At 62.0% G+C, this 18653-nt stretch carries 18 protein-coding genes, 1 pseudogene and 1 riboswitch; of the genes and pseudogenes, 6 read left to right on the forward strand and 13 right to left on the reverse strand.

The window, feature by feature from the left end:
* Both FV220_RS18215 and FV220_RS18220 read right to left on the reverse strand, forming a co-directional pair.
* The coding region (locus tag FV220_RS18215) for an ABC transporter substrate-binding protein (protein WP_147832792.1) at positions 1-455 on the reverse strand (455 nt) is incomplete at its 3' end.
* Positions 456-463: 8 nt separating this feature from the next.
* Entirely contained in the window at positions 464-2443 is a 1980-nt protein-coding gene (locus FV220_RS18220; RefSeq protein ID WP_056162297.1) for a TonB-dependent receptor, read from the reverse strand.
* A gap of 120 nt (positions 2444-2563) precedes the next feature.
* Positions 2564-2776, reverse strand: a riboswitch (cobalamin riboswitch).
* A gap of 317 nt (positions 2777-3093) precedes the next feature.
* Between FV220_RS18220 and FV220_RS18225 the strand changes: the two genes are divergently transcribed.
* From FV220_RS18225 to FV220_RS18240, 3 genes are all read left to right on the forward strand, one after another.
* On the forward strand, positions 3094-3687 hold the full coding sequence (locus FV220_RS18225; protein ID WP_147832805.1) for a recombinase family protein: 594 nt from the start codon (positions 3094-3096) through the stop codon (positions 3685-3687).
* 5 nt (positions 3688-3692) lie between these two features.
* Positions 3693-4127 (forward strand): hypothetical protein, encoded by a 435-nt coding sequence (locus FV220_RS26175; RefSeq protein WP_147832793.1) that lies wholly within the window; start codon positions 3693-3695, stop codon positions 4125-4127.
* A 721-nt stretch (positions 4128-4848) separates the two neighbouring features.
* Positions 4849-5115 carry a hypothetical protein gene (locus FV220_RS18240; protein ID WP_147832795.1) on the forward strand — a complete coding sequence of 89 codons (267 nt, stop codon included), beginning with the start codon at positions 4849-4851 and terminating at the stop codon, positions 5113-5115.
* A 192-nt stretch (positions 5116-5307) separates the two neighbouring features.
* On the opposite strand, the gene FV220_RS18245 is transcribed toward FV220_RS18240, so the two are convergent.
* The 9 genes from FV220_RS18245 to FV220_RS18285 form a co-directional block, all read right to left on the reverse strand.
* Positions 5308-5898, reverse strand: coding sequence for a hypothetical protein (locus FV220_RS18245; protein WP_147832796.1), 591 nt, complete (start codon positions 5896-5898; stop codon positions 5308-5310).
* A gap of 2360 nt (positions 5899-8258) precedes the next feature.
* Positions 8259-8513, reverse strand: coding sequence for a hypothetical protein (locus tag FV220_RS18255; RefSeq protein ID WP_147832798.1), 255 nt, complete (start codon positions 8511-8513; stop codon positions 8259-8261).
* Positions 8514-8618: 105 nt separating this feature from the next.
* The gene (locus FV220_RS18260) at positions 8619-9287 is read right to left on the reverse strand and encodes a SprT-like domain-containing protein (protein WP_147832799.1); all 669 of its coding nucleotides are present in this window, start codon (positions 9285-9287) and stop codon (positions 8619-8621) included.
* A gap of 386 nt (positions 9288-9673) precedes the next feature.
* Entirely contained in the window at positions 9674-9862 is a 189-nt protein-coding gene (locus tag FV220_RS18265) for a hypothetical protein (RefSeq protein WP_147832800.1), read from the reverse strand.
* A gap of 29 nt (positions 9863-9891) precedes the next feature.
* On the reverse strand, positions 9892-11319 hold the full coding sequence (locus tag FV220_RS18270; protein WP_147832801.1) for an exodeoxyribonuclease VII large subunit: 1428 nt from the start codon (positions 11317-11319) through the stop codon (positions 9892-9894).
* 164 nt (positions 11320-11483) lie between these two features.
* Entirely contained in the window at positions 11484-12530 is a 1047-nt protein-coding gene (locus FV220_RS18275) for a hypothetical protein (RefSeq protein ID WP_147832802.1), read from the reverse strand.
* A gap of 463 nt (positions 12531-12993) precedes the next feature.
* Positions 12994-13695 carry a response regulator transcription factor CtrA gene (locus FV220_RS18280; protein ID WP_147832803.1) on the reverse strand — a complete coding sequence of 234 codons (702 nt, stop codon included), beginning with the start codon at positions 13693-13695 and terminating at the stop codon, positions 12994-12996.
* Between the two features lie 78 nt (positions 13696-13773).
* The gene (locus tag FV220_RS26435) at positions 13774-13902 is read right to left on the reverse strand and encodes a hypothetical protein (protein ID WP_264483972.1); all 129 of its coding nucleotides are present in this window, start codon (positions 13900-13902) and stop codon (positions 13774-13776) included.
* Positions 13903-14169: 267 nt separating this feature from the next.
* Positions 14170-15000, reverse strand: coding sequence for a hypothetical protein (locus FV220_RS18285; protein WP_056145285.1), 831 nt, complete (start codon positions 14998-15000; stop codon positions 14170-14172).
* A gap of 165 nt (positions 15001-15165) precedes the next feature.
* Between FV220_RS18285 and FV220_RS18290 the strand changes: the two genes are divergently transcribed.
* Both FV220_RS18290 and FV220_RS18295 read left to right on the forward strand, forming a co-directional pair.
* Positions 15166-15585 carry a helix-turn-helix transcriptional regulator gene (locus FV220_RS18290; RefSeq protein WP_018044618.1) on the forward strand — a complete coding sequence of 140 codons (420 nt, stop codon included), beginning with the start codon at positions 15166-15168 and terminating at the stop codon, positions 15583-15585.
* A 632-nt stretch (positions 15586-16217) separates the two neighbouring features.
* A complete protein-coding gene (locus FV220_RS18295; protein ID WP_018044620.1) occupies positions 16218-16403 on the forward strand; it encodes a hypothetical protein in 186 nt (61 codons plus the stop codon).
* A 290-nt stretch (positions 16404-16693) separates the two neighbouring features.
* Here the strand turns inward: FV220_RS18295 and FV220_RS25585 are convergent, their stop codons facing one another.
* Positions 16694-17140, reverse strand: a complete 447-nt coding sequence (locus FV220_RS25585) for a hypothetical protein (RefSeq protein ID WP_187273454.1) — start codon at positions 17138-17140, stop codon at positions 16694-16696.
* 967 nt (positions 17141-18107) lie between these two features.
* Positions 18108-18437, reverse strand: a complete 330-nt coding sequence (locus FV220_RS18305; protein WP_147832804.1) for a hypothetical protein — start codon at positions 18435-18437, stop codon at positions 18108-18110.
* Positions 18438-18550: 113 nt separating this feature from the next.
* Between FV220_RS18305 and FV220_RS18310 the strand changes: the two are divergent.
* Positions 18551-18653 (forward strand): annotated as a pseudogene (locus tag FV220_RS18310) (IS5/IS1182 family transposase); the annotation flags it as partial.

Below are 18653 nucleotides of genomic sequence, written 5' to 3' on the forward strand. Positions count from 1 at the left end.
TCGAGGTCCGCGACCATCGCCTCGCCGCGCGCCGGGTGCCCGAGGGCCGCGGCGACGGTCCGGATCTGGGCCCGCACCCCCTCGAAGTCGTTGGGTACGCCGAGTTCGAGAAGGGGGAAGCCGACGCGCTTGAGCAGGCCCACCGTGGTCCGCGTCGTGAAGGCTCCGGCCACGACGAGGTCGGGCCGGAGCGCGACGATCTCCTCCGACAGGCCACGGGTCACCGCGATGCCGGTGGCCTCCCGCGCGACGGTGGAGCTGCGCGGGTCATGGGCGAGGTAGGTCACTGCGGTGACCTGGTCGCGGTCGGCGAGCCGCAGGACCAGCTCGTCGGCGCAGAGGTTCATCGAGACGACGTGGACCGGATGCGCCGGCTCGTCTGCCGCCCACCCCGCACCTGACAGACCAGGCCAGACCGCAATCGCTAGCGCAGCCAGCGTCCATCGCATCGACATCGCAATCCTCAGAACGTCGTCACGCGGACGCCGCCGTACACGGCGAGGCCCGGCCCGAGGAAGCCGGTGGGGTTCTCGTAGCGGCGGTCGAACAGGTTATCGATCCGGCCGAACACACTCACCGTCTCGTTCACGTCGTAGTTGACCGCGAGGTTGACCAGGGTGAAGCCCGGGTTCTTCAGCCTCTGGATCGAGAAGTCTCGGTTTCCGTCTACGAAGTGGCCAAGCACGATCACCGTCCCGCTGAAGCTCAGGCCGGGGATCGGCGTCCACTGAGCGGTGGCGCTGCCCTTGTGGCGGGGCCGGCGCAGGAGCTCCTGGTTGGTAATCTCATTCTTGGTCACGGTGTTGGTGTAGTCGACCCGGCCCGAGAGCGTGTCGGTGAACCGGACCGCAACGAAGGCCTCGGCCCCGTAGGATTCGGCTCGCCCGACGTTCTCGTTCGAGGTGAAGCTGGCGTTGGTGTTGATCAGGTTCTTGAAGTCGTTGGCGTAATAGGTCGCGCCGACGAGAACGCGCTCGCCGAGCGGCTGTTCGAAGCCGGCATCGTAGCCGAGGCTCTCTTCCGGCTTGAGGTTGGGGTTGGCGAAGAAGTTGAACGCCGGGAAGCTCTGGAACAGCTGGCTCAGGGTCGGCGCCTTGAAGCCGGTGCCGACGCTGCCTTTGATCCGCGTGTCGGTGAACGGCAGGATGTAGCTCGGGGCGACGCGGAACGTGGTGGCCGGTCCGAAGGCGTCGTTCTCGTCGTGGCGAACGTTGGCGACGAAAGAGGCACGGTCGAACGGCGTCAGCTGTATCTCGCCGTAGCCGGCGGTATTGCCGTTCCTGGCCCGCAGGTTGCCGGAACCGAACGGGTTCGGATCGGTGGTCGACAGGCTCTCGTCGTCACGCTGCGCGCCGAACAGAACGAGGTTGCCGGGCGAGAGCTGGTAGTCGCCGCGGTACTCGTACCGCGTGCGCTCGCCGAGGCCGGCGGTCGGGAGCGGGTTGAACGGGTCGTACGCGTTCTGGACCTGGCGGTTGTAGAGGTTCGAGTAGTTGATCGCGAAGACGTTGTGGAAACCGGCGAACGGTGTCCACTCGGCCTCGTTGCGGGTGAAGACTTGCTGCACGTCCGCCTGGCTGCGCAGGCCGCCCAGCGTCACCGGGAAGGTGCCATAGTCGTCGCCGCTGAAGAGCAGCTTCGAGTTGATGAACCGCGTGATCGAGTTGATTCGGAACGTGTCGGTGAACTGGTAGCCGAACTTCGCCGAGACGGTCTCGTTGTCGTAGTAGTTCGGGCGGGTCGTCGTTCCTGGGGCGACGAGGTTGGGCGGCGTCACAGGCGTTGCGGCAGCCCGGAGATGCTGGATCGACACCGAGTAGTCGAAGCCGTTTTCCGACCCGCTGATCCGGCCGCTCTGGTTGAACGTCCCGAATGAGCCGCCCTCGATCCGCGCGGTTGCCCTGGCCGGTCCTTCGCCACGCTTCGTCGTGAAGGAGATCGCGCCGCCGATGGCGTCGCTGCCGTAGAGGCCGCTCTGGGGACCCCTGAGCACCTCGATGCGGGAGAGGTCGTCGGTCAGGAGTTGCCCAAAGTCGAAGGAGCCGTTCGGGTTCGACGGGTCGGTCGCGTCGATGCCGTCGATGAGCACCTTCACGTGGTTCGAGTTCGAGCCGCGGATGAATACCGAGGTCTGACCGCCCGGGCCGCCGGTCTGCACGACGTTGAGGCCCGGCACCTGCTGGAGGGCATCCGGGACGGTGCGGCGCTGCTGGGCCTCCAGAGTGGCGGCGGTGAGCACGGTGACGCTCGATCCGACCTGGTCGACGGGCGTCGGCACGCCGGTGGCGGAGACGGAAAGCTCGGAGAGCGTGACGGCCGCCTCTGCCCCGCGCGGGACGTCGGCGAAGGGGGCGGCGGTCTGCTGCGCCAGGGCGGATACGGGAAGGGAGGCGCAGGCGAGCGCGAGCGTGCGCAAGCACGCGGATCGAGAGGGGAAGGACACGGGACAAGCCTCGGGCGACGTCTGTGGCACGTCACCGCGAACGAGGCCTGGGCGCTTGCCTGCCGTAAGGACAGCCGAACGCCTCGACACCCATCAGGACACCCCGCCCGATGCGTTTCGCGTGTGACCACGACTGACGGCAGGTCTCCTGGCTCGCGGGTCACCGCCCTCTCATCGTCTTCCCAGGCCCGAAGACCCAGTGACGTGTTGATGATGGGCTCGCCGCTTACAGTTGCGGGGGCAGCCGCGGCTTCGGGGAGGCCCTTTCGGACCTCATCCTCACCGCGTTCCCTTTTGATCCTCCGGGGAGGAACCGTCGGAGATAAGGAGCGCGATCAAAGCGTCCGCCGTCAATGGCACGCAAAGGCTTTCCGACGATGTGTGCCTGGAAGGTTACAGGTCAGCACTTACGAAGGTTTGCCTCGGTGCTATGCAGCGTCCGCTTTTCAAAAATTCGGCCCGAAAGCAGACCTTCGCATAACCACCCAAACGAGACGATCGCGCTATCAGCATCCATGTCCGATATTCGATCGTTTTCCCGACATATGCTGGATGTGCTTCCTAATCGGGGGCAAACGGCTCCGTTTATGTCGGGAAAATATGACTGGTTTTCTATTGCCAGATAAACGTGCTTGAATCACTATCCCGACATGCTCGTCGGATATGCCCGCGTCTCTACCCTCGATCAGAACCTCGACCTGCAGCGCGATGCGCTGACCAAGGCCGGATGCGAACGACTGTTCGAGGAGAAGAAATCTGGAAAGGCCGGCACGAAACGTCCTGAGTTCGATGCCGCTCTCGCCTACCTGCGTCCGACCGATGTGCTCATAGTCTGGAAGCTTGATCGGCTCGGTCGCTCGCTCGTTGAGATGATGCGCACGATCGACAATCTGCGGACGAAGGAGGTTCACTTCCGAAGCCTCACCGAGCAGTTTGATAGCGACACGGCTCACGGTCGCTTCGCTCTGCAGATGCACGGCGCCATGGCCGAGTACTTTCTCGACCTGAACCGCGAGCGGACAATGGAAGGGCTGAAAGCGGCGCTGGCCCGCGGCCGGAAGGGCGGCCGGCCAAAGAAGCTCACCGAGGCTGATATCGAGGTAGGCCGCGCCCTGCTGCAATCCGGCACCATCTCGATCGCAGCTATCGCTAAACGGCTCGGGATCAGTCGGGACACCTTCTACAGCTATTTCCCCCAGGCCCGGGCCCGCAGTCAGGCTGCAGCTACAGTCAGCGAGGCCTGATCTCGATGCCGATCCGGCGCGAACATCGCTTCTTTTATCCAATCGACTGGCCGCAGCTCTCTGCAGTGATACGCTTCCAACGCGCCGGGGGGGCTTGCGAGAGCTGTGGGCGGCCTCATGGAAAGGCTGTCTATCACCTGGGTGATGGACGTTGGTGGGATGCGGAGACCGGCTCCTGGCGCGACGGAACTGGGCACGCCCTAAGGATCCTCCCGAGCTTCGAGGATCTCGGGAGCCTCCGCTCTACCAAAGTCGTGCTGGCAACCGCACATCGCGATCACGACACTGCCAACAATGCGGACAGGAACCTCGCAGCCTTATGTCAGCGCTGCCACATGAACCACGATCGCCCTGAACATCGGCGCCGGCGGTGGCGAACGTTGTTCAGGCGAAGGGCCTCGGGCGACCTGTTTCGGGGGCCGTACTCTGAAGTGCGGTAGCTTCTAGCTGAGGTTGTTGTCGTCAGATTACTGACGCTGTGCACCTTCTGGGTCCCACGAGCTTGCTCGCGGAAGAGTGGAGGGGTGAGATAAACTGCGTCGCCAGCCTCGATCAGATCTGCCCGGGCTGGCAACCGTAGGGTGGCACAGAGCGCGGGAAACGCTCTTTGATGCGCTCGCAACCCCAAGTCCGTAGCGACTCTGGCAGACGGCGGTTCACCTCGATGCCAACCTCGTCGTAGGGCGTTGGGCCAGCGGTGACGTAGCGGTACCAGCCCCAGCCGAGCGTACCGACCCCTGCAAACAGGATCGCGAAGGCCACTGTGACGGCCAGCCCTAACCGCGACTGCGTAGGCCGCACTCCATCTGCCATGCCGGTCAACTCCCTTAACGATTCCGCGAGCCCCATACGACGCACGGGATCGCGGAGCCAACACGCAGCGGTATTCAACAAGTGCTTATGGCACTGCCCTGTGCCTTGTTGGGGACGCTCCTCTTCCTCACGCCATCCGCCCTACCGCCCGCTCCTCACCCACATCGCTACCTTTGCCTTAGGCGACTTCTTCGTGTGGGGTCATGGCCTCCGCTACAGGAGAGTTAATCCACGCCATTGCGTGCGCGCCGGCACGTCAAGAATTAGATCGGCACCCTATCTTAGTCTCATACAGCAACAAACAGACCTGATCCCAGGACTGTAGCGCAAAGGAGCTAAGTCATCCACATGAAGACCCGTATCGCCGCCATCGCCACCGCTCTTGTTCTTGGCGTTGCTCCGATCTCGTCCGCGATGGCTTTCGAGCGTCCGTCCCGCTACACCTCGTTCAACTCGTATGAGGTCGATGCTACTGGCTCGCTTGGTGCCCGCGACAGCGCCTTCTCGCGTAACCCGGCCAACTGCCCGATGAGCTCGGCCGCCGAGGGCAATGCCAACCAGCAGAACTTCCCCGTTCAGCAGTACGGCCAGACCTCCGGCGGGAACCGCTGCTAATCGGTCGATAGGGCTTCGATCATGCAGATGAAGGGTTTCAGCTACGCGATGATCGGCGCGTTCGCCTTCGGCTTTCTCGCAACGGTCGTTGGCTCCGCCAGGACCATGATGGGCCTCTGACGACCGAAAGACTCAGCTGATCGAGCGGCGGGGCGGAAGCCTCGCCGTTTTTCATGCGTGGTCCCTGGTTGATCAATCCTCGTCGAAGAAGCCGGAGTCGGATTTGCGGCCGTCCACGATTGAGAAGCCTTCGCTGGATGGTCGGTCGGCGGCCCATCCAAGGAAGAGATCGACACCTTCACATTGAACAGGACCGGCCAAGCGCGTCGCATCTGCTGTCGGCAGCCCTATGGCGGTGGCGAAGGCCTTGAAGTCCGCAAGGCCGGCATCGCCTGGATCGAATGAATGGACCATCATTACCGCGACGCGGGCGCGGTAGCGTTTCGCCTCGTAGATGGCTGAGGCGGTTCGGTGGAGCAGTTGATAGCGAAGGGGGTTGGTCGCCTCCGTGCTAAGGCCTAGCGTCGTGGAGAGTCGATTCAACCTAGCGATCTTACCCTTCGATCCACCTACAAGCCATTCTGAGACCCGTGGGCCGAACGCCTCGTCGACCTTCCCTTCTACAGCCATGACGGCTAGCTCTCCCGGCAACCCGAGAACGGCCAGCACATCGGCTTGCGACGGCTTTAGGCCATCCCCGAGTTCGATCCACCGTTCCAGAAAAGCGTCGACGAGCTCTGCGCCGGCCAGCCGTGGGTACTGGTTGAGGACGTACTGGATCATCACTGGAAGACCTGGCAGCGTGCGCTGTCCTGCGAACCAAGTCTCAGCAATCAGAAAAGCGGATCGGCCTTCGCGGTAGTGATGCGCAGCGCCCAAGTGCGGAATGACGTCCTCGGGCTGCAAAATCGGGAGGTGGAGATGGGAGATATGAACCACGGTTCTCGCCTTTTCAGATCCGCCATCCTGGCAACCCTGTCCACGCCTTATCAATGATGCTCTTACGGCGCTCAGCACGGTCAGGAGCGGCGTCGGCAGCAGTGCGTAGGGTTGCCTCCATCGCTTCCGTCCCACCAGCCTCAGCGGCATCCTGGCCCTTGCGCCGAATGGCGGCCTGAAACGCTCTAATCGCCGGACCAGCCGTTGGCTGGCTCTCGACTGCCGCAACTAGTCCAATCACCGCTTCCGCGATCGGCACGATGGCTACCTGCCAAGTCGGAGCCGGAGAGGCTTCCCGCAGCGTTGGTGCTGGCGATAGAGGCACGGTCGTTCGCGGGCGCATCATGCGTCAGTTCCTTCGACAGATGGTGAGGCGCCCATAGGAGGCGAGGATCGCGCGGCGGTCGAGCGGCGCCAAGGGGGTGAGGGCGACGCTAGCCGGCTCCAGGACATTTGGGCCGGTCTCTGCCTAAGCGAGGAGCCGGCAGGCTTCTAGGGCGCACGGGCCAGCACAGACATAGGCCAGAGCGCGAAGGCTGCGGAAACGGGCGCGGCGCTCGGCTGCAAAGCCGATCACCTCACGTAGCAAATCCGCGTCCGCACTTTTTCCCATCAGCACGCGGGGCCATCATCTCGCCGGTCATCGTGGATCTCTCGAGTTCGGGTTGGCTCTCACAACCCGACCCTACCCGGCGATCGCCGATGACCACCCATCAGCTACACCACCACCTGGGACATGACCCTAGCGAAGCCAGGGCCGTTGGATCATCGGTCTTCCAGTTGTCTCGGAGCGTTGTTCTGGGCCTCACGGGTCGGTGTGAAAAATGGGATCTCGGCGTCGTATCAGGGGCGTCTGAGTGAAAAACGGGGCGAGCCTATATCCCGGTCGAGCTCAAAACTCAGAGTGAAAAATAGCCGACTTGGATTTCGCGTGGCCGGGATCGGGAACGGTGTGAAAAATCGATCCGTAATGATGCGCGCTTGGTCCGCATCTCTGAAAAAAGGGATCCGAAGTGGCAACTTGATCCCCTGACCCAGCTAGGCGGGGAGGCGAAGGCATGACCAACCGATCGAGCTGCAGTGAGCCCTGGAAGGGGTGATACGTCGAACCGAATTGGAAACGCCCAATTGTTCAGCCAGGGCGACTGGGACTGCAACCAAAATCAACTAGCCAGAGCCGCCAAATGAGATGCGCCCGCAGGGGTGCGTCACATTTGGGGAATTGAGCCATTGAGCTAGCGAGGCCAGGATCGTCGGATCATGGGTCTTCTGGGATCTTTTGGGGACCTGTTCTTACGGGCGGTTTCTCACTCGGATCCGTGGGGCACAGCAGTTCCCGCAAAGCGCTGTTTCAAGCCGCGAAATAGCGTGCTGCCCCTATCCTGATCCGTGCTCTCTTGGGGTTTGTATGAGTGCTCATGCCCGGACCTGCTGCTTTATTAAAACAAGTAAATTCAATGCTTTACCTTGTGTCGTGGACGATTGTGAAAATTCCCCCCCCCCTGCGCTTACACCGACCAAGACGCTCCACTGCCTGGGGGTAAGATCGGCGTGAAAAATTGGTGCCCTTCCGGGGGGCGAGTGACCCAGTGAAAAATAGGACGGGGGGATATCTCAGCAATCCCGAACGCGCCGAGTGAAAAATCGCGCAGATCGATTTCACACAGTCGCAAAGAGGCAAAAGACGGTGTGAAAAATGGGCTCTCTGCAATTTGCACTGGGGCAGATCCAGAGTGTGAAAAATCGCCGTGATGGATTTTGCAGTCTGATCACCCGGCCGGCCTTCGGATCAGTGAAAAATTGGTGCCTCTGTAATTTCACAGCTGCGGTTCGGCCGGTGAAATACGGACCGGACCAATTTTTCACTGGGGCGCCGAGGCCTGGTGCTCGGGCTGGGATCCAGGCACAGGCGGATCGCGCGAAAAACAAGTCTGTGTTCTGATGCAGTTGGAGGGACTGCACGGGCCAGCGGCGGAGCGGGGCGCGGGGCGCCTAGGGCCTGCGGTCAAGCCTGTGCCGCTGGGAGCGTCGGGCGAGCAAGCTTTGCCTTTGGAGCAGGCTCAGAAGTCCGGGACTGAAAAATGGTGCACGGTTTTGAAAAGCGCGTTCATGGGAAACCAGCACAGCGCTCTGTCCCCAGCGGTCAGTTCGAACCGACCGACCGGTTTGTGAAAAATGGGTTTCAAGTTTTTTTCCACGCGCGGTCAGGACGATTGCACCCGCCAGATCTCGGCCGTCCACATTCCCGCTTTCAGTATGAGACGAGCAGGCGGTTTGAACGGGGGGACCGCTTGTGAAAAATGGAGTTCGGATATTTCACTGGTGGTGAGGACGGTCACCTCCCTCAGCTGGGTGATCCGCAATCCAGGTTTTTGCACGAAGCGAGCGAGCAGTTTGAACTGGCGGGCCGGTGCGCGAAAAATGGTTTTTGGATTTTCACTGGCGGTGAGAGCACTCACCAAGCCAGCGCAGCCCAGGATCTCGGACGGGAGAATTTTACGACGTAGAGTGAACCCCTCGGTCTGAGCCCAAGCGGGTTGATCGCTGGCGTGCCCCGCCTTCGCTCAACTGCTCTCCCTCTCCGTCGTGCCCGCGGCCTGCATCGATAAATGGCACGAACCGCAGTCGAGCTCGGTCCTGGGCTTGGCCCACGCATTCACCCCGCATTCCGGGCAAGTGTATTTCGTCTTGCTCGAAGCCTTCCTTGCCCGCGTTTCGCGCTCGGTCTCCTCCCAAATCTCCACATAGGGCAACACGAAGCCCCTCTCGTTAATGAGTTCAGAGCACGCGACCGAAAAATACCCCCCCGGCTCAATGTAGTGACTGACCTGCTGTCCAGTCTCTTTGCCACCGGGTTTTTCGCTCACTGACGGAATCAGACCGACCTCCTTCATCAGGCAAGCCCATTGAGAATTATGGTAGCCAGGGCGCGACGGCGTTCCGAAATGGTGCTGCTCGAGATGGACCATTTCATGGACCAACGTCGACAGCGTTTCTTCGGTGGTGCGGCCGGCGAAATGACTCGGGTTCAGTGCGATCTCGTCGGTGACCTCCTCACCGCTGCGCGTGCTGAAGCGGCGGCCAGCGAAGTAGCCGTAGGCCTTACTTTTCCGCTGCATCGTGATGAGGCACGGCGGCAGCTTGGCCGAGAACAGGCGCTCGTTGAAAAAATCGTAGGCTTCCGTGAGACCGGAATAAGTGCGCGTGGTCGGGTCCGTCAGCACATCGATCATGTCGTACGAAACAATACCCTCTAACCAAGCTTATCTCTCAGATGGTGTTTCGTACGCAACAAATCATCCCCCCATCATGACTGAGGGCAAGACCAGCTTTCGTCACAGCAGAGCAATTTGGGCGCCCAGGAGCCTGGATCCAAGCGTCATGTCGTACCCCGTTACATCTTGGGATTTTGATCGGTGCCCATGCGGGATGGACCGGATCCTCCCGGTCCGGTCCTATCGACGACTATGAAGTAATGCGATCCCGGTGGTCGATAGATTGACGGCGGGACGCTCTCCTCGTGTGGTGAAGTCCCTCGCAGTGCCGAAGCAGCTCATCATGGGCTGCTCCGTCCCCCGTTCAATCCTGTTCCGGTTAGAGGACGTCCTAGGGATATGGTTCAGCCTGTCACGCTGCGCAGCGCGGCGACCCGTGCGACCAGGACAAGGCGGAGGCCCTGGATCTCGGCATAAGTCTCTTCGACGGTTTCAAAAGCGGCGAGCCGCTCGCGTTGGATCTTTAACGTCAAGGCCTCAATTCGACGAAGCGCTTCAAGGAAGGGGATAGGGGTATTCTGCGTGTCGTTCATGATCTGAGGGTCCTTTGGATGAGGGGGGATCAGTGTGTCGTGTTCGGTGGGGACTGGTTGCGGACGCTGACGCCCACAAGGCCGTCGGTGAACTGCAGGATGAGGCGGCTTGCACGACGTGCATCGGCCGCCGACTGCATGACGAGGCCGGTCTCGGCCTCGATCACCATCGCCAGGACGGCCTCTGTGAGAGGGTCGTGGGGGGCGTGTGGGTCCGGAGGACGTTCGTCGCTGCCAACGCCTTCAGCTGTCATTTCGGTTGCGACCATCACCTCGCTATGAGAGGCGATGGACGCAAGCAGGCTGCGCTCGACCGTCAGTCCGAGCTTGAGAAGCTGCTGTTCGGCGTTCGTGACACACAGATGGACGGCGTCTTCATACGCCGCCATCACCCGTGCGAGCGCTCTGCGTGCCTCTGCCTGGATGTCTTCACGCATAGCCTCCTCCAGGGCAGCGAGGGCCTGTTCGGCCCGTAGCGCCGTGCCGCGGAGAAGATCGCGGATCAGCATGGCTGCTGCGGTTGGCGTTGGCACAGAGCGTCCCGCCACGTCGTCGAGAACGGTTCGCGGCGTTGCGGCATGGCCGACGCCGACAACGAGGTTCGGAAGGCGCCGCGCCGCCGCGGCCGTCGCCCAGGCGTTCAGGGGTAAGAAGGACGAGGCAGGGCCTCCGCCTCGCGCCACGAGGGTGGCGGACAAGCCGTGTTTGGCATGAAGCGCTTCAGCCTTGGCCATTGCCTCGATCAGAGACCTCTCAGCGCTCGGTCCCTCGAAGGTGCCCTTGATCCGGTGGAGTGCGATCAGCCCCAAAGTCTCGAAAGGCTTCAGCACATGCTCCACGTCGCGTAGGGCGTCACCAACCTCCGATGCGATGACCGCGACGTGGTAGGGCTCCTCCGGCTCCTTCCAGGTTGACGGCCCGAACCGTACACCACCGATTCGGAGCAATCTCAGCACCTCCTCGCGTTGGATCTCGAGCTCGATTGGGACTTCGCTGATCGCGTGCAGGCCGATGACCTTGGCCTGGATCGTCGCACCACGACCAAAGCGTTGCTTCAGAGAGGTTCGTAGGCGCACTTCGGCCTTGCGGTTGGCCAGGATGAGAGGATCGAAGGGCCGTCCGAGCTCGGCCTCGATGACAGCTCGCTGATCCTCGCTGAGGTGAGCTTCGAGCCGGGGCGGTTCGCTTCGGCTTGCTGGCTCGGCCTCGCCAAGGAGCAGGACGAAGCCATCCCGCGCCGTCGCCTCGACGCTGAGCACGCTGGCATGAACGACGTGGTCGCCTCTCACGTGTTGGCGCAGCGAGGCCAGGAGGTGCTGAAGCGGTATGGCGGTGGCGGTAATCGCGACGGGACGGTCGCTCGCGAGAGGCTGGCTGCCGCCGTCCTCGATAAACGGGCGAGGCGGTGGGGCAGCCGGGAGCGCGGCGCTCCAGCCGGGAATTTTGCGGTAACGCATGGTGGGTTCCAAAATGGGGGTGGGTGATCTGAGGGAAGTGAAAGCGGTGCGGCGCCATTCCCGGCGCTGCCCGCAGTGCGGATGCGTGCAATTGGCTCATGAGCGAGCGACAGAGGCCCGATCATGGGATCCGGCTGCCGCTATCGGCAGCCGGGCGAAAGCTTTCAGTCGTAGAGGGCCCCCGCTCGGGCCATGGCGGCTGCGACCGCGATCCGTTCCAGTTCGCGGACGATCGCGTCGAGGCGTTCACGGCCGGCCGGCCGGACCTCCTCCCTGAGGATGTCCGTCAGGGCCGCCTCCATTGCCTCGGTCGTCTCGAAGGCGTGCCAGGCCAGCCGATCGAGCAGGTTCGGATGGCCCCCCTGCAGCGTTAGGATCGGCACTGGAAACTGACATAACCGCCGGACGAGAGCCGGGTCCGACAAGGCTCGGAAGGCGTAACCCGGGCCGCGATCGACGATCAGTGCGTCGGCGGTGCCCCACTCGACCTGATCTGTCGCGGCCTCGAGGGTCTGGTGGAGAACCTCGAGCGATCCGGGTTCTTCGAAAGCGACGGACCAGCGGATCAGGGCAATCATCCCCAGATCGGCCCATCGAGACAGGATCCCGCTGATCGCCCCTGTACTGGCGCCCGCGCCCGGTTCGATCAGCAACACGCGGCGCAGCCGTTGCGGCCTCGAGAGGGCACGCTGGGCCTGCCAGACCCCTTCCGCGATGAGCGCCGCCTCGAGGGCCGCATCCTGCCGGTTCCAGGCCTCGACCAGGATCCCGCGATCGAGGCCGATGATGCGCGCGGTCAGTCCGAGCAACGCATCCATGCTGACCGTCAACATCACCTCATGCTGCCCGAGGAGATCCTGGGCGTGAAACAGCATGCCGGAAGCGTCTTCGATCTGTCGGGCGAAGCCCGCGGACATGAAGGCGCTCAGCCGTCCTGTCCGCGATCGATCGAGGGGGCTGAGCTCGAATTGCCACCCGTCCCGATGGCGGCGGGGCCGGCTGATCTCGGCGCGCACGGTGATACCGGCGGGCTCCGCAAGGCGTGCGACGGCGTTCGCGCCCTGGGGCACGGTGTATGATGTCATGATGTGGGTTCTCAGGTTGAGGGAAGGATCGAAGGAGCCGCGCCGACGTCCCGCGGGCTCTCTCCAAGAGCCGCGTTCCGTTGTTCCCGTCCTTCCGGGGTTTTCGACGAAGTCACCTTCGCCCAAACCTTGTCCTTGTTTTTCCCTCGTCCTCAGCGATCCGGCCGCGCAGGCGGAGGAGCGCAAAAGTTCGTCTATTCTTCGATTGTATCTTGAGCAGCCTCCGTCAGGGTTGGCCCCGGCGGTTCAAGGCGCGAGCGAATGGCTGCGGGACACCTCGGCATGCGGATGCCGGACGCAGCCTCATCCCCTCAGGTCAGTTCGGTGTGTCGAGTGCGTCAGCTACGGCCGGGCCGGTGACACCGAGGCAGATGCCAACGGAAGCTCGGGCAACTCACTCGTTCAGTGCTGCGGGTTCCCTACAAGCGATCATGGGCGCTGGATCTGCGACCATGGGCGAAACACCGGCCGCGCAGGCTCAACCGGAGGCGGCATAGTTCCCCGACATGCTGGTCAGATAGGCGGCCAGACGCCGCTGTTCGACGCGCAACGGTTCTGGAGCCTGCTCGCAAAACGCGGGTGAGAGGCTCTAACCGGCCAAGGCCTGCATCTCGGCTACGCCATCGCGCAGGACGTACCCGCGGCCCCAGACGGTCTCGATGTAGTTCTTACCGGACGAGGCGTTCGCGAGCTTCTTGCGTAGCTTGCAGATGAAGACGTCGATGATCTTCAACTCCGGCTCGTCCATGCCGCCATAGAGGTGGTTGAGGAACATCTCCTTGGTGAGGGTCGTGCCCTTCCGCAGCGTGAGGAGTTCCAGGATCTGGTACTCCTTGCCGGTGAGGCTCACCCGGTTGCCAGCAATGGCCGCCATTTTCTCGTCGAGGTTCACGGTCAGGTCGCCAGTTGTGATGACCGACTGGGCGTGGCCCTTGGAGCGGCGGACGATCGCGTGGATACGGGCGACCAGCTCGTCCTTGTGGAAGGGCTTGGTGAGGTAATCGTCGGCTCCAAAGCCGAGGCCCTTCACCTTATCCTCGATGCTGGCCATGCCAGAGAGGATCAGGATCGGCGTCTTAACCTTCGCCACGCGCAGATGGCGGAGCACCTCGTAGCCCGACATGTCGGGGAGGGTGAGGTCGAGCAGGATGATGTCGTAGTCGTAGAGCTTGCCGAGGTCGATTCCTTCCTCGCCGAGGTCCGTCGTGTAGGTGTTGAAGCTCTCCGACTTGAGCATCAGTTCGATGCTCGCTGCGATCGAAGCGTCGTCCTCAATCAGCAGCACGCGCATGGGAAGGTCCTCAAAAGATTGAGACTTCCTAACCGGACGTCGGCAACAAACCGTTAAGGTGCGGGAGAAAGACCCGCTTCATGCAGGCACGGCTCGGCTGCGCACGAGGCTGCGGACAGCTCGAAACGGAAGCGTCAGGATCGTCAAACAGGCGCCCAGCGCCAGGACTACGAAGACCGACAGGATCGCCGTCAGGATTTTGATCATAGGCGTGCTCGCTCCGGTGTGCAGCGGGACAGGCCCCGCACCGCAGCCACGATCCTCCTGAAGTTCGGCGAGAGTGTGTGTGAGCCAGCTCAGGCCATCGGGACGAGCTCGTCCGCCCTACTGGCCAGCCACATCCTCTCACCACCCTGATGAGATCGATGCACATACGAAAAACGCCCCAGGAGAAGCTCCTAGGGCGTCTGTTGGCTGAGCGACCAGCTGGATCGGGCCGGGGATGCTCAAGCAGATGATATAAGACGAAAAGCCTTAGTAAGATCCGAACTTGTAGTTCAGGCCGGCGCGGACGACGGCGAACTCGCTCTCGCGAGCGGTGACCGAACGGCTGAGCGTAAGAACGTTGGTAGCTGGGTTGAACACCGAGCGTTCGCCGGTACGGCCTTCGTTCTCGAGGTTCACGTACAGGCCTTCGACCTTCAGGGTCACGGCCGACGACTTGAAGAAGTTGAAGAACGAGTCGGTGGGCATGGCGTACTCGAAACCGCCACCAGCGGTGTAGCCGGTGCGGAAGTCGTCGCGGCCAGTGCCGCCGTCGCCGTAGGCAAAGCCGCCGGTGCCGTAGAACAGGACGCGATCGAAGGCGTAGCCGAGACGACCGCGGACGGTGCCGAAGAAGTTCATCTCGTTGCCCGGGACGCGGACACCGACGGGGCTGTTGAGAGCGCCGGCGACGGGGCTGATGGTGCCGGTCACGGTGCGGCTCTTGTTGCCGAAGTCGGTGTACTGAGCGTCAGCTTCGATACCGACGACCACGCCCGAACCCGGGGTGAACTGGTAGTTGTAGCCGACCTGGCCACCGCCGACGAAGCCTTCGAGGTCGTTGCCGCCGTTGGTGGACACGACCACCGGGGTGCGGGTGAAGGAGTTCAGCACCGAACCACCCGGGAGAGCGTAACGATCGCTGTTGCTACCGGCGTCGAAGCCGTAGCCGGCGTTGATACCGAAGTAGGCGCCCGTCCAGGTGAACACCGGGACCGGCACGAAGACCGGGGGAGCGGCGCGACGCGGCAGGTCGGCGGCCGAAGCGGCGCCAGCCAGGAGAGCGGTGGCCGCAGTGGCGAGGAGGAGCTTCTTGAACATGGAAGTCGTTGGCCCGTGCGATGAATTTGAACGATACAGAGCCCTGAAAGCGTCAGTGGCGATAGTGCGATCTTGCAACACTGCAGACCTACGGCTTACCCGCCAAGAGCTGACGCAATACGCTACGAGCAGAAGCGCACAATATTTCATGTTTGAAGTGACGTCATGATTAATGATTTCCAAACAGAGGTGGGACGCGGCATGACCATTAAATCTACGACAGACATTGATCGTGCCGTCGGCTTGCGCATCGCTGTCCTCCGTAAAGCTAAGGGATTGTCACAGACTGCGCTTGGCGAGGTCGCCGGCGTTACGTTTCAGCAGATCCAAAAATACGAGAATGGGCAGAATCGGATTGCCAGCGGCCGCCTACAGCAGATCGCTCAATTTTTCGAAGTGCCGATGTCAGCCCTCTTCGGCGAGAGCGAGCCTCAGGGACAGGACGAGATGTTCCCCTTCCTCGCTGAGCCTGGCGCCATTGAAATCCTTGCCGCCTATGCATCCATTGAGGAGAGTGACCTTCGCCGCGACGTGTTGTCGATTGTGCGAACCGCATCTCGGCTGAGTGTCCGGCAGACCGGTTAGCCAACAGTCCCTCGCATCTGACCGATCAGAGCTCTTCCTTCGCGCGGATACGGTTCTGCTACGAGCAAAGCCTCAGACGCTTCGGAAGGGCAGTGTGCGGCTTGTCGAACGGCATCATGTGTCACTGCATGGTCTTCGCCACCCGCGACGGGCCTCGCGAGCCGCTGGCGTGAAGGCGGCCCTGCCGCCCCAGAAAGTTTCTGCCCCCCAAGACAGGCCGCGGATGACGCTGGAACGTCAGCAGCTCTGTCGAGCGTCGGTTCCATGAGCAAGGCTTCTGATGAAGCTCAGGACGTTCAGGCGATCCTGCTCGTCGTCAACCATGGCCCAAAGCCGCAACAGCTCGGCCGTCTGGGTCGGATCACCCAATGAGGACTCGGAGAACGCCGAAACTGGGCAATCCAGTGCCGTAGCGAGCTTATTTAACAGGGCTGCCTTTTGGTTCGTACCGTCCCCAGAAGCATCCCACTCAGACATCGATATCTCCGATTGCGCGCAATCGAATTACCTACTTTTCAAGCATCAATCAAATCACGGCCTCGTGGATAAAACCAGGGTTGATTCCTGAATAATTTTTGTAACTTACTAACTTGAGATAGTTAGATAGATGTCGGACAGGAGGCTCGTGAAGAATGGAAGACGACGAGCGTTTCAATTCCATGGTCGAGGCTTGCTTGGCCGCGCACGAGGCCGTCATCGAAGTGGGTACACCCGCCATGCTTGCTATGACGCGTGCTCTCCTTTGGCAGGTGGGGCAGGAACTCGCTCAACGAGAGGAGCGTCGCAAAGAAATGCTTCGCTTAGATGATGCTAAATAGCAACACCGTAGCTCATAGTCACCATCTGCTAACGGCCACGCTTCGGATGCACCGTCAACAGACAGGTTAAGGAGCAGCCTACCACCACGCCATGCTCGATGTGTGTGCCCTTGCTCTCCTGTTCTTCGCGATGTGCCTGTTCTCAGTGTCGGATTTCTTGGATTGATTACAGCTCAGTTCGGGCTCCAGCCATCATCATGCCCTATGGCTCTGCGCCGTGGTCGTGATTCTGCGGTCAGCCAAGCTGGCGTTCGTCATATCATCCGGCTGCATACCTTCATTGCATGGCGTCACGCTTCTTGCCGCTCGCACCGATTCCTTTGTGGTCTCTTTGGCCGAGGCAAACCGCCGGTTTCCGGCAGCTTTTTTTGCCCTTCCGCTGGCCGCTTTCCTCGTAGTTTTAGAGCTTCAGTATTCGTGCCAGTCGAGGATTTGACCCCTATGCCGCCAGAGCGGGCGAGACGCAGCCAGGCGGTCCATTCTTTCGAAACGATCCTCACGATGTTCGAAAGGTTGCGGAAGGCAGTCTGCGGTCGCTCCTCAACGGTGATGAGGCCGAGCGTCCTGGCCTGTCGGATCGCGGTCTTCACGGTGGAGCGGGACACGCCTGCCACGGCTGCAATGTGGTCGACGTACATCCGGCAATCGCCGCGGCGGGCGGTCTCGGCCAGCGTGAACCGAGCCGCGATGCCCTGCGGAAGCCTACCAGAGGCCGCCCAGCGGCGTCGGCGCTCCATGCTGTCAATCTGAGCGGGGCCGCGAGCCCACGGGCCTCCTGGGGGCAGCCGGCGTGGCTGGCAGGGCCCTTCCGCGCCTCGATCAGGGCGGACAGGGCCTCGGCCTCCGTCTCGCTGATCTGACCGGCCCCATAGGCGCGCCACATCACCGCCGCCACGTCAGGCAGCCTCGATCTCGTCGCCGCCTCTACCGAGCGCCGGAGTTCGTTAGCGAACATCGTTCACAGCCCTGCTTAGGCCGCGTCAAAGCGGGCCGCTCCCTGTCGTGGGGCACCTTTCAGAAGGCCAAGCAATATCGCTTTGAGAAGCATGTTCTCGATTGACTCCCAGCGGGAGCTATGGCTCGTGAGGGGAAGTGACTGGCCTCACAAGCCCTGCGATTTCAAACGGTCTCGCCCTGCCAGGGGTGGGGCCGTTTCGCGTTGGGGGCTCTAGATCTTTCTCGCGGCTATCATCCTCAACGGTGGTCGGCTCACGACTCGCTAAGCGTGAGAGGCGGGCACGGTGCCATGTCGGCCGGGCGGGGCGGTTAAGTCAACGCTAACCCTCATCGGCGACGCCCACGGCCTGCTCGATCCCTGGGAGGTCCGTCGTTTCCGACACCCTGCTCCTGCTCGCCCTGGTGACCGAGAATGCCGAGCTGCGCGCCCAACTCGCGGAGGTTCAGGACCAGTGCGTCGAGCTGGCTGTGGATGCGGGGGAGCTTCACGCGGAGGTGGAACGGCTACAGCGTCTGCTTGCCGTGGTCGAGCGCGACCGTGATAGGTTGCAGGCGTAAGCCGCGCTTTGCTGCGCCAGTTAGGCGAGGCATGCCGTCCGACCTACGTCACAAGCGCTGAGCAGCCCCATGTGAGCAGGGCAACACCAGGACAGGGAAGTGACGTCTCTGATACTGAGAGATATATGTGCAACACTGAGTAGTCGGTTCTGTCGGAATATGTTTGACCGACTTTGTCGCGCTTGACGATTACGGAAAATCAGGGAGTGCTCTCAGTTCGGCTTTTTTTGAAGCCCGGAAGATGCGCTTAGGTTGATTGTAAGGAATCATACGGTGGATCAGATCGAAAAGATCATGCGTGATCTCACCAAGGATTTCGAAGCCGAGCGGCAGACATTCGACGCAAAGCAAACTCCCACGCCTCCACTGGCCGGCATCCTGCGTGTCATCGGTCCGACTGACAGGCAAACCGCCGACTTTCCCCTCAATCATCACTCGACGCCGCAGGATTGGCCGGACTTGATCGATAGGGTCAGGAACGCGGCGCATCGCGTTAGGGAGGCTGAGGCAGAGGCTCAAGAGCAGGAAATCCGCGTTCGTGAGCTTCTTGACCGGGTTCGGGAGGATATGACGGCCGCACTTAGAGCGCCTAACAGAACGGCACCGAGCGTTGCTTTCAGCGTTGGTTTGGCATGGCCAGACCGCTTCTCCCCGATGATCTCTGGGATGAGATCGCTCCGCTCCTCCCGCCGCCTCGGCCGCGTCCGAAGGGCGGGCGTCGTCCGATCGAGAACC

It is taken from the genome of Methylobacterium sp. WL19 (genome assembly GCF_008040005.1).
Classification (GTDB): domain Bacteria; phylum Pseudomonadota; class Alphaproteobacteria; order Rhizobiales; family Beijerinckiaceae; genus Methylobacterium; species Methylobacterium bullatum.

Coding starts and splice junctions, on each gene's coding strand:
- FV220_RS18225 (WP_147832805.1), top strand. CDS start 3,094: ATGCTCGTCGGATATGCCCGCGTCTCTACCCTCGATCAGAACCTCGAC.
- FV220_RS26175 (WP_147832793.1), top strand. CDS start 3,693: ATGCCGATCCGGCGCGAACATCGCTTCTTTTATCCAATCGACTGGCCG.
- FV220_RS18240 (WP_147832795.1), top strand. CDS start 4,849: ATGAAGACCCGTATCGCCGCCATCGCCACCGCTCTTGTTCTTGGCGTT.
- FV220_RS18245 (WP_147832796.1), bottom strand. CDS start 5,898: ATGATCCAGTACGTCCTCAACCAGTACCCACGGCTGGCCGGCGCAGAG.
- FV220_RS18260 (WP_147832799.1), bottom strand. CDS start 9,287: ATGATCGATGTGCTGACGGACCCGACCACGCGCACTTATTCCGGTCTC.
- FV220_RS18265 (WP_147832800.1), bottom strand. CDS start 9,862: ATGAACGACACGCAGAATACCCCTATCCCCTTCCTTGAAGCGCTTCGT.
- FV220_RS18270 (WP_147832801.1), bottom strand. CDS start 11,319: ATGCGTTACCGCAAAATTCCCGGCTGGAGCGCCGCGCTCCCGGCTGCC.
- FV220_RS18280 (WP_147832803.1), bottom strand. CDS start 13,695: ATGCGCGTGCTGCTGATTGAGGACGACGCTTCGATCGCAGCGAGCATC.
- FV220_RS26435 (WP_264483972.1), bottom strand. CDS start 13,902: ATGATCAAAATCCTGACGGCGATCCTGTCGGTCTTCGTAGTCCTGGCG.
- FV220_RS18285 (WP_056145285.1), bottom strand. CDS start 15,000: ATGTTCAAGAAGCTCCTCCTCGCCACTGCGGCCACCGCTCTCCTGGCT.
- FV220_RS18290 (WP_018044618.1), top strand. CDS start 15,166: ATGATTAATGATTTCCAAACAGAGGTGGGACGCGGCATGACCATTAAA.
- FV220_RS18295 (WP_018044620.1), top strand. CDS start 16,218: ATGGAAGACGACGAGCGTTTCAATTCCATGGTCGAGGCTTGCTTGGCC.
- FV220_RS25585 (WP_187273454.1), bottom strand. CDS start 17,140: ATGGAGCGCCGACGCCGCTGGGCGGCCTCTGGTAGGCTTCCGCAGGGC.